This is a genomic window from Enterobacter sp. HNDS-6 (assembly GCF_039850505.1).
In the GTDB taxonomy this organism is placed as follows: domain Bacteria; phylum Pseudomonadota; class Gammaproteobacteria; order Enterobacterales; family Enterobacteriaceae; genus Enterobacter; species Enterobacter kobei.
Map to the genome: position 1 here is coordinate 4,616,897 of NZ_CP156673.1, position 13,484 is coordinate 4,630,380.

14 protein-coding genes and 1 pseudogene are annotated in these 13,484 nt (G+C 56.8%); 4 read left to right on the plus strand and 11 right to left on the minus strand.

Going from position 1 to position 13,484, the window contains the following annotated elements:
- Positions 1 to 2: 2 nt before the first annotated feature.
- The 4 genes from ABFI50_RS21575 to nasR form a co-directional block, all read right to left on the minus strand.
- The gene (locus ABFI50_RS21575) at positions 3 to 791 is read right to left on the minus strand and encodes an ABC transporter ATP-binding protein (protein ID WP_014884182.1); all 789 of its coding nucleotides are present in this window, start codon (positions 789 to 791) and stop codon (positions 3 to 5) included.
- 9 nt (positions 792 to 800) lie between these two features.
- A complete protein-coding gene (ntrB, locus tag ABFI50_RS21580) occupies positions 801 to 1,679 on the minus strand; it encodes a nitrate ABC transporter permease (RefSeq protein WP_014884183.1) in 879 nt (292 codons plus the stop codon).
- A 2-nt stretch (positions 1,680 to 1,681) separates the two neighbouring features.
- Positions 1,682 to 2,929, minus strand: a complete 1,248-nt coding sequence (locus ABFI50_RS21585; protein ID WP_023330586.1) for a CmpA/NrtA family ABC transporter substrate-binding protein — start codon at positions 2,927 to 2,929, stop codon at positions 1,682 to 1,684.
- 227 nt (positions 2,930 to 3,156) lie between these two features.
- Positions 3,157 to 4,341: a nitrate regulatory protein NasR gene (gene nasR, locus ABFI50_RS21590; RefSeq protein WP_059373521.1), complete on the minus strand. Its 1,185-nt coding sequence runs from the start codon at positions 4,339 to 4,341 to the stop codon at positions 3,157 to 3,159.
- A gap of 72 nt (positions 4,342 to 4,413) precedes the next feature.
- On the opposite strand from nasR, the gene ABFI50_RS21595 reads away from it, so the two are divergent.
- From ABFI50_RS21595 to ABFI50_RS21605, 3 genes are all read left to right on the plus strand, one after another.
- Positions 4,414 to 4,767 (plus strand): DsrE/DsrF/TusD sulfur relay family protein, encoded by a 354-nt coding sequence (locus ABFI50_RS21595; protein ID WP_180261678.1) that lies wholly within the window; start codon positions 4,414 to 4,416, stop codon positions 4,765 to 4,767.
- 106 nt (positions 4,768 to 4,873) lie between these two features.
- Positions 4,874 to 6,658: a methyl-accepting chemotaxis protein gene (locus tag ABFI50_RS21600; RefSeq protein ID WP_014884188.1), complete on the plus strand. Its 1,785-nt coding sequence runs from the start codon at positions 4,874 to 4,876 to the stop codon at positions 6,656 to 6,658.
- Positions 6,659 to 6,869: 211 nt separating this feature from the next.
- Positions 6,870 to 7,109, plus strand: coding sequence for a DUF1883 domain-containing protein (locus ABFI50_RS21605; protein ID WP_010432930.1), 240 nt, complete (start codon positions 6,870 to 6,872; stop codon positions 7,107 to 7,109).
- Positions 7,110 to 7,139: 30 nt separating this feature from the next.
- Here ABFI50_RS21605 and ABFI50_RS21610 read toward each other — a convergent pair whose 3' ends face one another.
- The gene (locus tag ABFI50_RS21610; protein ID WP_023330588.1) at positions 7,140 to 7,835 is read right to left on the minus strand and encodes a gamma-glutamylcyclotransferase; all 696 of its coding nucleotides are present in this window, start codon (positions 7,833 to 7,835) and stop codon (positions 7,140 to 7,142) included.
- 178 nt (positions 7,836 to 8,013) lie between these two features.
- The gene (gene chaB, locus ABFI50_RS21615; protein WP_014884191.1) at positions 8,014 to 8,244 is read right to left on the minus strand and encodes a putative cation transport regulator ChaB; all 231 of its coding nucleotides are present in this window, start codon (positions 8,242 to 8,244) and stop codon (positions 8,014 to 8,016) included.
- 269 nt (positions 8,245 to 8,513) lie between these two features.
- On the opposite strand from chaB, the gene chaA reads away from it, so the two are divergent.
- Positions 8,514 to 9,614 (plus strand): sodium-potassium/proton antiporter ChaA, encoded by a 1,101-nt coding sequence (chaA, locus tag ABFI50_RS21620; protein ID WP_014884192.1) that lies wholly within the window; start codon positions 8,514 to 8,516, stop codon positions 9,612 to 9,614.
- A gap of 115 nt (positions 9,615 to 9,729) precedes the next feature.
- Here chaA and kdsA read toward each other — a convergent pair whose 3' ends face one another.
- From kdsA to prfA, 5 genes and pseudogenes are all read right to left on the minus strand, one after another.
- Complete coding sequence (gene kdsA, locus ABFI50_RS21625) at positions 9,730 to 10,584, minus strand: 3-deoxy-8-phosphooctulonate synthase (protein ID WP_014884193.1); 855 nt, start codon at positions 10,582 to 10,584, stop codon at positions 9,730 to 9,732.
- Between the two features lie 36 nt (positions 10,585 to 10,620).
- A complete protein-coding gene (gene sirB1 / locus ABFI50_RS21630) occupies positions 10,621 to 11,430 on the minus strand; it encodes an invasion regulator SirB1 (RefSeq protein ID WP_008499515.1) in 810 nt (269 codons plus the stop codon).
- A gap of 41 nt (positions 11,431 to 11,471) precedes the next feature.
- Positions 11,472 to 11,555, minus strand: a pseudogene (locus ABFI50_RS21635) (siroheme synthase); the annotation flags it as partial.
- Between the two features lie 8 nt (positions 11,556 to 11,563).
- Positions 11,564 to 12,394 (minus strand): peptide chain release factor N(5)-glutamine methyltransferase, encoded by an 831-nt coding sequence (gene prmC, locus ABFI50_RS21640; protein WP_347485069.1) that lies wholly within the window; start codon positions 12,392 to 12,394, stop codon positions 11,564 to 11,566.
- Complete coding sequence (gene prfA, locus ABFI50_RS21645; RefSeq protein ID WP_014884195.1) at positions 12,394 to 13,476, minus strand: peptide chain release factor 1; 1,083 nt, start codon at positions 13,474 to 13,476, stop codon at positions 12,394 to 12,396. The genes prmC and prfA overlap by 1 nt, the downstream gene beginning before the upstream one ends.
- Between the last annotated feature and the right edge of the window lie 8 nt (positions 13,477 to 13,484).

Below are 13,484 nucleotides of genomic sequence, written 5' to 3' on the forward strand. Positions count from 1 at the left end.
CGTTACGCCGCTTTCGGCTGTTTTTCGTAGAGGAAATGGAGGATCTGCTGACGCATGTGGTGGTAGCGGCTGTCGTCCGCCAGTTGAACCCGGTTGCGCGGACGCGGCAGATCAACGCGCAGGATCTCTCCGACGGTCGCCGCCGGGCCGTTGGTCATCATCAGCACGCGATCGGAAAGCAGCACTGCCTCATCCACGTCGTGGGTAATCAGCACGATAGTGGTGTTCAATGCCTGCTGGATCTGCATCACCGAGTCCTGCAGATGGGCTCGCGTCAGCGCATCCAGCGCGCCGAACGGTTCATCCATCAGCAGCACTTTTGGCTTCATCGCCAGCGCGCGGGCAATGCCCACGCGCTGCTTCATGCCGCCGGAGATCTCCCCCGGGCGCTTATGCAAGGCATGCCCCATCTGCACGCGGTCGAGGTTGTGCTCGATCCACGCTTTACGCTCAGACTTGCTCATGGTGTGACGGAACACCTGATCCACCGCCAGGGCGACGTTGTCAAAGCAGGTGAGCCATGGCAGCAGGGAATGGTTCTGAAACACCACCGCGCGCTCGGGGCCCGGCCCGGCAATTTCGCGGTTGTCGCAGATAAGCCCACCTTCCGTCGGCAGCGTAATGCCGGCAATAAGGTTCAGCAGCGTCGATTTGCCGCAGCCGGAGTGGCCGATCAAACTGACGGTTTCGCCCTCGTGAATATCAAACGAAACGTTTTGCAGCGCCAGAAACTCGCCGCTGGCAGTAGAAAAGCGCTGGCTCACGCCCTGGACCTGAATTAATGGTTTCATCTTCGCTCCTTATTTTTCCTGCCAGCTAAAGCGACGGGCAATCAGCATCAGCCCCTGCTCCAGCAGCAACCCGACCACGCCAATAATGACGATGGCGATGAGAATGTTTTCGACGTTGAGGTTGTTCCACTCGTTCCAGATCCAGAAGCCGATGCCTAAGCCTCCGGTGAGCATCTCGGCGGCGACAATCACCAGCCAGGCAATACCGATGGAGAGGCGTACCCCGGTCAGCACCGCAGGCAGCACGGCAGGAAAGAGAATGCGGCGCATGATGGTCCACTCAGAGAGTTGCAGTACCCGGGCGACGTTGAGGTAGTCCTGTGGAATACGGCGCACCCCTTCCGCGGTGTTGATGACCATCGGCCAGATGGAGCAGATAAATATGGTCCAGCTTGATGCTGGCTCCGCTTTCTGGAACAGCAGCAGGCCGATGGGCAGCCAGGCCAGCGGGCTAACCGGCCGCAGGAGGGCAATTAGCGGGTTGAACATGCGCGAGAAAAAGGTGAAGCGGCCAATCAGAAAGCCCAGCGGAATCCCCGCCAGCGCTGCCAGACCAAAGCCGATGGCGACGCGCTGCAGTGACGCAAGCACGTTCCAGCCTATGCCCATATCGTTTGGCCCGTCGCGATAAAACGGATCGGCGAACAGGGTTATGGCCGAGTCGAGCGTGCTGAGCGGCGTCGGGAAGCCTTTGCTGTTTATCGCCGCCAGTTGCCAGAGCACCACCAGCAGCCCCAGCCCCAGAAACGCCGGAATGACGCGCTGTAAAACATCATTCATTCGACGCGCCAACGCAGGCGTACGACGACGAACCTGTAACGGTGGCAGGACAATCACCTCCCCGCTCTCAGGCTTCTCTTGTGGTTTTGTGTTTTGCAGATGCGGCATAATCAGGCCCCTTTACGGTGAATGGCAAAACGGTTGGCGTACCCTTCCGGATCGGTTCCGTTCCAGACGGTACCGTCCATCAGCGTGCTGCTGCGATACGGTGATGAGGGAGTGGAGAGTCCGCCGACGGCGGTGGCAGCATCCTGCCAGACCGCGGTCTGGTTAATGCGCTGCGCAATACCCACGTAATCCGGCGCGGCTTTAAGCAAGCCCCAGCGGCGGAACTGGGTTAAGAACCACATGCCGTCAGAGAGATACGGATAACTGACGGCACCCTCGTTGAAGAAACGGATCGGGTGCGCGTCCTGCCAGCGCTGCCCCAGGCCGTTGTCGTATTCCCCGAGCATTCGCCCGGTGAGATACTGTTCTTTGCAGTTGAGCCACGCCCGTCGCGAGAGGATCTGCGCGGTTTCACGTTTGTTTTCCGGGGACGCCTCAATCCAGCGCGCGGCTTCCATCACGGCGCTCACCAGCGCCCGGGCGGTGTGCGGATTTTTCTCCACCCAGTCGCGACGCGTGCCGAGAATTTTTTCAGGATGATCTGCCCAGATGGACTGCGACGTGGCAGCGGTGAAGCCAATGCGGTCGTTAATCGCCCTCGCGTTCCACGGCTCACCGACGCAAAAGCCCACCATGTTGCCAATGCGCATGTTCATCACCATCTGCGGCGGCGGCACCACCACCGTGCGCACGTCATCGAAGGGGTTAATGCCTGCGCTCGCCAGCCAGTAGTAAAGCCACATGGCGTGCGTTCCGGTCGGGAAGGTGTGCGCGAAAGTGTAAGTGCCAGGCGCCTGCTGCCCGACCAGCGTTTTCAGCCCGTCAAGATCGCGAACCCCCTTCTCCGCCAGATCGCTGGAGAGCGTAATGGCCTGACCGTTCTGGTTAAGCGTCATCAGGTTTGCCATCTGCTGCGGCTTGCCTGCAATACCCAGTTCAAGCCCGTACAGCAGACCGTAAAGAATGTGCGCGGCGTCCAGCTCCCCCGCCACCAGCTTGTCGCGTACCGCTGCCCAGCTCGCCTCTTTGGTGGGGACGATGGTGATACCGTATTTTTTATCAAAGCCTTTCAGGGCTGCGATAACCACCGGCGCACAGTCGGTCAGCGGGATAAACCCGATACGTACCGTCTCCTGCTCCGGTTTATCCGAGCCTGCCGCCCAGGCAGCCTGCATGACACCCGGTAATAACACTGCGCCACTCGCCAGCATGCTGGCCTGCAAAAACCGTCGTCTCGACAAATCCGCCATGACCACTCCTGAAAAAAAGCCAAAAAAAAGCGCCCACAGTGCCGAAGCACCGCTGGACGCCTTTATCCCGAAGACTGATGCACCGCCGTTGGCGCACCGTCAAAAATGGTTAATTCAATGATGCAAAGTCAATGCCAGGTTTGAACAACCTGTTTCAGGGCCGAAAGCCGGGTTTTGCTCGCCATTACGCACCCCAATCAGGCACAACATGCCCACTGATTGTGCAGCTACTCCTTTGGGGTTATCTGCCACACGCTTTTCACCGTAAGCAGCGCCCGGGCGATATCCACCATGCGCTGATTCTTGTCCATCGCCATTTTGCGCAGCGTTGTCCAGGCCTGCTCCTCACTCATATTCTGGTGGGTCATCAGCACGCTTTTTGCTTTATCAATGGTTTTTCGCTCCTCAAGCGTATCGCGCAGCGACGCAAGCTGACGGGAGAGTTGCTCAATCTCGCGCGCCTGCTGGCGAACCAGAGGCAGCAGGGGTTTATCCGGGTAATGCGCCAGCGGGTCCTCTAGTTCATCTGCGGGATGCGGATAGACCTCGTCACGCTGAATCCGCTCATCCACCGCGACCATCAGATCGGCGATGATTGTCTCCTCCAGCGCGCGCAGATGCTCCAGCCGCGCCGTCTGCAGCGCAAACCACGCCAGCGCGGTATGGCCATTATCCGCGGCAGGCTGGCGGGTACAGGCCACGCGCCGGAGTTGCTCCGTCTCACGGTCGGGCTGGCAGTTGAGGGAGAAAGTGGCCTGAACGTCAGCCTGACTGTGGGAGAGGAAGATCTCAAAGCAGGCTTGCTGCCCGTCAATGCGATCTACCAGTCTCTGGCGGGTAACGTCATCAAAAAAACCCTGCGTGAAGCCTATCGCCCCCAGGGCCCGCTCTTGTCCCGCCAGCTCTTTCCCCTGCATCAGGCTGTAAAGGGCGACACACCGGCCCGCGATTTGCGGATCGTCAATGCTGTCATTGAGTTGCGGCACGATACTGAGCAGATGGCGAAGCATGCGGGAGTAATGTTCCATGGCCTGCGGGGCCGTCAGGGTTTGTTGACTTACCCCGTCACGCAGCGCGGGAAGTGTGTCCAGCGTATGCAGTGCATTACCGATACGTTCGCAGACGGCGCTCCCCGGGAGGAGGGACTGCTTGCCAAGTATCGTATTCAGCGCAGCAAGATTTTCGTCTACCAGCGCCCGGCTGGCTTTGCATTCAGGCGCGTAGAGCTTACCCTGTGAACAGAGCCAGACGTTGGATGCCCCGCGCTCGCACTGTAGCATATGTACCAGTTGGCTAATGCCGTGCACCAGCACGTTCAGCTCTGCCAGCTTGCTGAGCTGCTCCCGGCGCATCAGCCTCGCGCGCTGAAGCCATTCGGTTGCACCTGGCGAAATGCCAGCCATTAATGTCATGCTTACTCTCCCGGACAGCGAAACTCCGGAGAATTAAGCAATATTCGTGCCTTTATAAGAACAGGAGTCAACATGCAGAAGATTGTGATCGTCACCAACGGGGCGGCCTACGGCAGCGAATCTCTTTTTAACAGCCTGCGTCTGGCCATTGCGCTACGTGAAAAAGAGAGCGACCTGGCATTACAGATTTTTTTAATGTCGGATGCCGTCACCGCCGGGCTGAAGGGCCAAAAGCCGGCAGAAGGCTATAACATTCAGCAGATGCTGGAAATCCTGACCGCGCAAAATGTGCCGGTGAAACTGTGCAAGACCTGTACCGACGGACGCGGGATTACCACTCTGCCGCTGATAGAGGGCGTAGAAATCGGGACGCTGGTTGAGCTGGCCGAATGGACGCTGACCGCAGATAAAGTATTAACTTTTTAATAATAATCCCGTAAAAATATTATTTTCTTATGGACGCGGTTTCAGCATCAAGTTTACCTGCGGGGTTGCCGATAGGCTTGGAAACAACACAGCAGGTATTTCACTTATGTTCAGATCGATTCGCGCACGTATTATCGCCACGACGACAGGTTGCCTTGTCGTCGCCCTTCTTCTCAATACCGTTATTAACTTCCAGGTCACGCGCCAGGATAACCAGCAGTCACAGCGCGATATATTGACCAGTACCAGCGCCAGCCACAACATGGCGATTGCCGACTGGGCCAAAAGCAAAATGACGGTGATTACCTCCGCACAAAGCGTCGCGCTGGCTGACGACCCGGTTCCGGTGTTTAAACAACTGGCGCAGGCGGGGGGATTCACTAACGTCTATGTGGGTTATGCGAGCAAGACGGCGAAGTTTTCTGAACCTGCGGGTGTCCCGGCGGATTATGATCCGACCATTCGTCCCTGGTATCAGCAGGTGGTGAGCACGGACGGCCCGGTAGTGACGGCACCCTATGTTGATGCCGGTACCGGAAAGCTGGTGGTGACGTTTGCTGTACCGGTGAAAGAAAATGGCGTCCTGAAAGCGGTGGTGGCGGGCGATGTCGCCATGGATAGCGTCGTGGCAAACGTGCGCGGCATCCACCCAACACCCGCCAGCAGCGGGCTGCTACTGAACAGTGATGGTACCGTGATTGCCGCCAACGATCCGGCTTTGACCCTGAAGCCGTTTGCCGAGACGATCAAAGGGATCGACTTTGCGGCGCTGAAACGCGGTAATCCGGTCGACGGAACCCTGAATGATGTAGACAAAACCTTCATTGCCTCAGCCGTGCCGGGCACAAACTGGTTGCTGGTCGTCGCGCTCGACAACAGCGATGCCACCTCCGGCATGCGTTCCCTGCTGAAAGCGTCGGCGATTTCGCTGGTGATCCTGGCACTCCTGAGCGGCGCCATTGTTCACGTCCTGATTGCCCGTCTGCTGAAACGCTTGTCTGACATTCGTGATGCGATGCATAACATTGCCAACGGGACCAACGATCTGTCCCAGCGTTTGCCGGACAGCGGCAATGATGAAGTGGCGCAAATTGCGCAGGCCTTTAATGCCTTCAGCGATAAGCTTTCCGTCGTGATGGTACAACTCCGTGACGCCAGCGCGTCGGTGAAAAATGCCGCGCAGGAAATTGCGGCTGGCAACCAGGATCTTTCCGGGCGTACCGAGCAGGCGGCGTCCAGCCTTCGCGAGACCGCCAGCGCGGTGGAGCAGATCACCGCCTCCGTCACGCAATCGAATGAATCGGCAGCGGAAGCGAACGATCAGGCAAGCAAAGCGTCTGCGGCTGCCGCGCGCGGTGGTGAAGTGGTTTCTCAGGCCATCAGCACGATGCAGTCCATCGAAGTGGCGTCCGCAAAAATTGGTGATATCACCAGCGTCATCGACGGTATCGCCTTCCAGACCAACATTCTGGCGCTGAACGCCTCCGTCGAGGCGGCGCGTGCCGGTGAGCAGGGCCGCGGATTTGCCGTGGTAGCCGGGGAAGTGCGTAACCTCGCCAGTCGTAGCGCCCAGGCGGCGAAAGAGATCAAATCCCTGATTGATTCCACCACCGATAGCGTGGCGACTGGTTCGCGCTATGTGCATCTGGCCGGTGAAAGCATGGATGAGATCCGCTCCAGCATCGGCAGCGTCTCCGGCATCATGCGCGAAATCTCCATCGCCACCAGCGAACAGATGAAAGGCATCCATGAGATTAACCATGCGGTGACCCATCTCGACAGAATGGTGCAGCAGAACGCCGAGCTGGTGGTGCAGTCCGCCGCCGCCGCAGGTGCTCTGCAGAGCCAGGCGGGCGACCTTGCTGAAACGGCCGGCCATTTCCGCATTTAATGTTCCCCCGGCGCGCGTTTCGCGGGTAAAACGCGCGCCAGCCTAACTTTTGAGGAATTTTGTCATTTTTGTTTAATCGTTATGCCATTTTTTGATCAAAATCAGCATCCCGACTCTCCCCCTTTGGTGTTATGCAACGAGTGAATTGTGAACAACATCACGCTCGGATATGGCTGCAGGGAGAGCGTTGTTTAAGACTACGGGGTAAAAAATGGCACTGGTAAAAACAAGTTTGAAACTGTTCGGCGGGGATACGGTAGTGGTGCGTTGCTCAGAACGCTGCCGCATACATCTCATGAGTTCAAAAGCGCAAAAGCAATCCCAGGCGGATATTCTGACCGTGCAGGATGATAAAGCGTGGCTTACCGTGCCGTATACCGGCACATGGGATGTGTTGATCGACAGCCACAGTCAGTCGCTGGAGCATTCCGTCAGCTACGTGGCAGCATAAGAGTAAACGCCCGGCCAGCCGGGCGTATTATCAGGCAAAACCCGGTCGCAGCGTGCTGTTGACAGGGTTCCCTTCCAGCAGCGCCCTCACCTTTACCACCAGCTCATTCAGACAATCGTCCTTCATGCCGAGGCGGGTCAGCTCCTGATCGAGGGAGAAGAGATACTGCGCGTTGGTGCCCAGCGGCCCGCTGGCGGCGGCAATTAACGGGGCGATGACCTGCGTGCGGGTATCCGCTTCATACAGCGGATGGCGTGGATCCATAATAAACACCAGCGCATTGACGGTACGTCCATCGTCAAGCTCCAGCTTGCACCAGCTCGGCATATAGCAGCCGGTGATCATCTCGCGCTTCCAGAGCAGCGTCAGCTCCTCTTCGAGCGTGGCATCCGGGAGGCGATACGCCACGCCCGTGGTGCGTCCGCCCTCTTTCAGTGCAAGCATGCGACCAGGCTGACACGCACTGCCGCGTCCGGCCGTCAGGCGCAGACAAAATGCGCGGTGCCAGCCAGGCAGCGTTCCCGTTGCCGATTCGACAAATTCCAGAGCCGGGTTCCACATCAGCGAACCGTAGCCAAAAATCCATACCGGGCCATCATCCGGGCGGCAGGCAAGCGTGGCAGCAAGCGACGCCGCACGTTGTTCAGCTGACCAGAGAAGCGATTCCTCAATAGCACCAAATGCCGTCTTACAATCTGCCTTCATTAAGAAATCACGCGTTAACACTTTACACCTCCGCCACTGCATGCTTCCTTGCGACATCTGTAATGCGCCTTCCCGGCATTTTTTCTCTGGTCATTTTGCCAGCAGTGAAATAACGATAAGCAATTAGCGGACCAGTTGCAATACAACGGAAGTTCAACCGCCTGAAAAGTCAAAATGAAGGCAGCGAATTATTTCACGGCTATTTCTTTTTATGCCATTTATCATCGTCTCCTTTCTCGTAGTCATGTTTAACTGCGGCCCAGGCGACCTTATGCGCCGTCTCTTCCCGGCTGGCATCATCCCGGCGATCGTCTTTATCTTTGTACTGATCCCAGGCGCTGTTAAACGCTTCCTTGTAGATATCCTGCGCGTGTTCAGGCAGGACATTTTTCACGTTATCAGGTAATTCGCGTTTCGTTTTGTAGGGCATCACTAACCTCTCTTTTCGGTAAAGAGATAAGTGTGGACGACGATATGCCATGGTGCCACCCAACAATAATTAATGAGTAAATTAAAATTATAATTCGTTGTTATTTAATATTTATTTATGAGAGATATGGCATTATAGACTTCAAAGAATAAAAACATCACAAAGGGTAAAATTAAGTAAAAATTAGAAGGTATTTAACAGATTTCTGTTAATTTAATCTCCTTAAAATCTATCTATAATTACAAGCACCTGCATTGATGGAGAAGCACATGACAGCAACACACGAGGCGGTAAAGACCCGCCACAAGGAGACGTCACTCATTTTCCCGGTTCTGGCACTGGCTGTGCTGCTCTTCTGGGGAAGCAGTCAGTCACTGCCAGTGGTGGTTGGTATCAATATTCTTGCCCTGGTCGGTATTTTAACCAGCGCATTTAGCGTCGTTCGCCATGCGGACGTATTAGCCCACCGTCTGGGCGAGCCGTACGGTTCGTTAATTCTGAGTCTTTCCGTTGTTATTCTCGAAGTCAGCCTGATTTCCGCGCTTATGGCGACCGGCGATGCTGCCCCGACGCTGATGCGCGATACCCTCTACTCCATCATTATGATTGTGACAGGCGGCCTGGTGGGCTTCTCGCTGTTACTGGGCGGGCGTAAATTTGCGACCCAGTACATGAACCTGTTTGGTATTAAACAGTACCTGATTGCCCTCTTCCCGCTGGCAATTATCGTGCTGGTCTTCCCGATGGCGCTGCCAGGTGCAAACTTCTCCACCGGTCAGGCGCTGCTGGTCGCGCTGATTTCCGCAGCCATGTACGGCGTGTTCCTGCTGATTCAGACCAAAACGCACCAGAGCCTGTTTGTATACGAACATGAAGATGACGGCGACGACGATGACCCGCACCACGGTAAGCCGTCAGCACACAGCAGTGTGTGGCACACGGTTTGGCTGATCGTGCATCTGATTGCGGTCATTGCGGTCACCAAAATGAATGCCAACCCGCTGGAGACGCTGTTGACCGAGCTGAACGCCCCGGTGGCCTTTACCGGTTTCCTGGTGGCGCTGCTGATCCTGTCCCCTGAAGGACTGGGGGCGCTGAAAGCGGTGTTGAACAATCAGGTGCAGCGTGCAATGAACCTGTTCTTCGGCTCCGTGCTGGCGACCATATCACTCACCGTACCGGTGGTGACGCTGATTGCCTTTATGACGGGGAACGAACTGCAGTTTGCGCTGGGCGCGCCGGAGATGATTGTGATGGTGGCCTCGCTGCTGCTGTGCCAGATCTCCTTCTCCACCGGACGCACCAACGTGCTGAACGGCGCGGCACATATGGCGCTGTTTGTGGCGTACCTGATGACGATATTTGCCTAGCCTCTTTGCCCAGCAGCGCTTCGCTTGCAGTTCCTACAGGTTTTGTAGGCCGGGTAAGCGCAGCGCCACCCGGCAATATGTCCTATAAAAAAACCCGCCGAAGCGGGTTTTTTTATTAGTTGCTGGTATCCAGCTCGTCGAAGTTCTTCACCAGATCGTCAATCGCTTTGATCTGCTTCAGGAACGGCTCCAGCTTATCCAGCGGCAGTGCGGACGGACCATCGCATTTCGCGTTAGCCGGATCCGGGTGCGCTTCAATGAACAGACCCGCCAGACCCGTTGCCATACCGGCGCGCGCCAGCTCGGTTACCTGCGCACGACGACCGCCAGACGCGGCACCAAACGGGTCACGGCACTGCAGGGCGTGAGTCACGTCGAAGATCACCGGAGACTGGTTAGAGACGTTCTTCATCACGCTGAAGCCCAGCATATCCACGACCAGGTTGTCATAACCGAAGTTTGCACCACGGTCGCACAGGATAACCTTGTCATTGCCGCCTTCGATAAACTTGTCGACAATGTTCCCCATCTGGCCAGGGCTCACGAACTGTGGTTTTTTCACGTTGATGACCGCGCCGGTTTTCGCCATCGCTTCCACCAGGTCCGTCTGACGGGCCAGGAATGCCGGAAGCTGGATCACGTCTACCACGTCCGCTACAGGCTGTGCCTGCCAGGACTCATGCACATCGGTGATCACTTTCACGCCAAACGTCTGTTTCAGCTCCTGGAAAATCTTCATGCCCTCTTCCAGGCCCGGGCCACGGTAAGAGTGAATGGAGGAGCGGTTGGCTTTGTCAAAAGAGGCCTTAAACACATACGGGATGCCCAGCTTCTGGGTCACGGTCACGTAGTGCTCGCAGATACGCATGGCGAGATCGCGGGATTCCAGCACGTTCATACCGCCAAACAGCACGAACGGCAGGTCGTTTGCTACCTTGATATCACCAATGCTAACCACTTTTTGTTTCATAGGATCGCCTTATTCAGGTGTGAATCGGAATTAAGATTAATGCAGTGTAATTTGTTTGTGCGAGATCGCGTTGATCTGCGCGCGAATCATTTCGCTAATCGGATCTTCCGGGCACTGCTCAACGAAATAGCTCAGATCGTTCAGCGCAACGTGTTCGCAGTCGAGCTGGGCATAGATAAGCCCGCGGTCGCGAATTTCGTAGGGATCTTCCGGATTAAACTGCAGCAGCACTTCGCTGGCACGCAAGGCAAGCTCCATCTGACGCTCTTCCATCAGCGCTGATTTCAGCGTATCCAGCAGCTTGCGGATCACTTCGGCGTTATCGGCCTCGTCGAGATCTTCGTTAAAGAGCTCGGCGACCGGGCTGATGTTGCCCTTCAGCCAGACGTCCAGCGTATGCTCATCCAGCGTATCGCCGTTAAACGGATTAATGAGCCACATCTCGCCGTCCAGCCACTCCGCCCGCAGGATCATCTGCGTCGGGAAAATGACCGGCACCAGTGGAATATCAAGACGGTGCGCGACCCACAGCAAAATAGAGCCCAGCGCAACGGCGCTGCCCTGACGGTTTTTTAAGACCTGGTCCAGCCATAATGCGTCAGACAGGCGATACACGCCACGCGTGTCGCAGAAACCCCATTCGCCGTAGAAAAGCTCAAGCAGCTTCTCTAATTGCCAGTCCTGCGGGCGCGCCTGATTGATCTCTTCACGCGCCAGGCTGACCAGATTCTCCAGTTCATCGTAAACGTACTGCGACGTAAAATCGTCGCGTATCATCTCCGAAATCAGGATCATGCCATCGCAAAGCGGCACTTTATTAAATTCGAAATCGGCTAAGGACTTCATGACTTACCCCAGTAACGCCCGAACGTACAGCTACCCCCGGGCGCGATAAAACTCAAAACAATGTAGATGATAACGCCAAACCGCCTTTCAGTCAGCCTTACGCCTTTATCAGTAAATGGCAGATAGCCTTGCTTCATGCCCACTGGCCTAGCGTCAACCGTTCATTACCGCCGTGGTCGCGGCAGGTTTCCACTGCGGTATAACCCGCTTGCGTAAACAGCGCACGTACGGCTTCCCCCTGCGTCCAGCCATGTTCCACCAGCAGCCAGCCGCCGGGAAGTAAATGTTGCCGTGACGTTGTCACTATGTGATCAAGATCGGCTAACCCTGCGTTAGCCGCAACCAGCGCCGTCAATGGCTCGAAACGAACATCGCCCTGCGCAAGGTGCGGGTCGTGTTCGTCAATATACGGCGGGTTACTGACGATCATCTCGAACGAGCGAGTCTCCAGCGCGCTAAACCAGCTGCTTTGCAGCACGGTCACGTTAGTCAGCCCAAGACGCGCCACGTTACGCTGCGCCAGGGCCACCGCGTCAGGCATCACATCCACTGCCGTCACATCGCAATCCGGACGCTCGCTGGCAAGCGCCAGCGCGATAGCACCCGTTCCTGTTCCGAGATCGAGAATGCGGCTGGCCGCAGCCGGCAAACGCGCCAGCGCCTGCTCCACCAGACATTCGGTATCCGGGCGTGGAATCAGCGTTGCCGCTGAGACATAAAGCGGGAGCGACCAGAACTCACGTTCACCGACAAGATGCGCCACCGGCTCACCGTTTTTACGGCGGGCAAGCAGCGTAGCGAGCTGCGCTTGCTGCTCAGCGGTCAGTGGCGTCTCACCGAATGCCAGCAGATACGTACGGGCTTTACCCGTTACATGCTCCAGCAAAATTTCGGCGTCGCGTTTTGGGCTTTCGCTTGCGGAAAGCTCACCGGCGGCCTCACGTAACCAGCGCTGAAAATCCATTATTCCTGCTCGGACAGCGCCGCCAGCTGGTCGGCCTGGTATTCCTGCACGATAGGCTCAATCAGCATATCCAGCTTCCCTTCCATCACCTCGTCCAGACGGTAAAGCGTCAGGTTAATGCGGTGGTCGGTCACGCGGCCCTGTGGGAAGTTGTAGGTACGGTTACGGTCGCTGCGATCGCCGCTGCCCAGCAGGTTACGACGCGTCGATGCTTCCGCCTGCTGGCGTTTCGCCATTTCGGCCGCGTGGATACGCGCACCCAGCACGGACAAGGCTTTGGCTTTGTTTTTATGCTGCGAACGCTCGTCCTGACACTCCACCACAATACCTGTTGGCAGGTGAGTAATACGGATAGCGGAATCGGTGGTGTTAACGTGCTGGCCGCCCGCACCAGAGGAGCGGAAGGTGTCGATGCGCAGGTCCGCCGGGTTGATGTCCGGCAATTCCGCTTCCGGCAGCTCTGGCATCACCGCCACTGTACAGGCAGAGGTATGAATACGCCCCTGAGATTCCGTAGCAGGCACGCGCTGCACGCGATGACCGCCAGATTCAAACTTCAGACGACCATACACGCCGTCGCCGCTGATCTTGGCGATAACCTCTTTATAGCCACCATGCTCGCCGTCGTTAGCGCTCATGATTTCCACGCGCCAGCGACGCGATTCAGCGTAGCGGCTGTACATGCGGAACAGATCCCCGGCAAACAGCGCCGCTTCATCACCGCCGGTACCGGCGCGGACTTCCACAAACGCGTTACGCTCGTCGTCCGGATCTTTTGGCAGCAGCAGCACCTGAAGCTGTTGCTCCATCTCTTCAGAACGCGCTTTCGCATCCTGTAACTCTTCCTGCGCCATCTCGCGCATTTCAGGATCGTCGAGCATCATCTGCGCGGTTTCGATGTCTTCCTGAACCTGTCGCCAGTCGGTAAAGCATTTAGAAACATCACTTAACTGCGCGTACTCACGCGAGAGTGCGCGAAAACGTTCCTGGTCCGCAATGGTCCCGGCATCCCCGAGCAGCGCCTGGACTTCTTCATGGCGCTCGTGCAGAGCTTCCAGTTTAGCGACGATAGAAGGCTTCATAGGCGTAA

What these genes read in the sequence shown, in the direction of transcription:
- ntrB (WP_014884183.1), bottom strand. Translation starts at nt 1,679, where the DNA reads ATGCCGCATCTGCAAAACACAAAACCACAAGAGAAGCCTGAGAGCGGG.
- nasR (WP_059373521.1), bottom strand. Translation starts at nt 4,341, where the DNA reads ATGACATTAATGGCTGGCATTTCGCCAGGTGCAACCGAATGGCTTCAG.
- ABFI50_RS21585 (WP_023330586.1), bottom strand. Translation starts at nt 2,929, where the DNA reads ATGGCGGATTTGTCGAGACGACGGTTTTTGCAGGCCAGCATGCTGGCG.
- prmC (WP_347485069.1), bottom strand. Translation starts at nt 12,394, where the DNA reads ATGGATTTTCAGCGCTGGTTACGTGAGGCCGCCGGTGAGCTTTCCGCA.
- prfA (WP_014884195.1), bottom strand. Translation starts at nt 13,476, where the DNA reads ATGAAGCCTTCTATCGTCGCTAAACTGGAAGCTCTGCACGAGCGCCAT.
- sirB1 (WP_008499515.1), bottom strand. Translation starts at nt 11,430, where the DNA reads ATGAAGTCCTTAGCCGATTTCGAATTTAATAAAGTGCCGCTTTGCGAT.
- kdsA (WP_014884193.1), bottom strand. Translation starts at nt 10,584, where the DNA reads ATGAAACAAAAAGTGGTTAGCATTGGTGATATCAAGGTAGCAAACGAC.
- ABFI50_RS21605 (WP_010432930.1), top strand. Translation starts at nt 6,870, where the DNA reads ATGGCACTGGTAAAAACAAGTTTGAAACTGTTCGGCGGGGATACGGTA.
- chaA (WP_014884192.1), top strand. Translation starts at nt 8,514, where the DNA reads ATGACAGCAACACACGAGGCGGTAAAGACCCGCCACAAGGAGACGTCA.
- ABFI50_RS21575 (WP_014884182.1), bottom strand. Translation starts at nt 791, where the DNA reads ATGAAACCATTAATTCAGGTCCAGGGCGTGAGCCAGCGCTTTTCTACT.
- ABFI50_RS21595 (WP_180261678.1), top strand. Translation starts at nt 4,414, where the DNA reads ATGCAGAAGATTGTGATCGTCACCAACGGGGCGGCCTACGGCAGCGAA.
- chaB (WP_014884191.1), bottom strand. Translation starts at nt 8,244, where the DNA reads ATGCCCTACAAAACGAAACGCGAATTACCTGATAACGTGAAAAATGTC.
- ABFI50_RS21600 (WP_014884188.1), top strand. Translation starts at nt 4,874, where the DNA reads ATGTTCAGATCGATTCGCGCACGTATTATCGCCACGACGACAGGTTGC.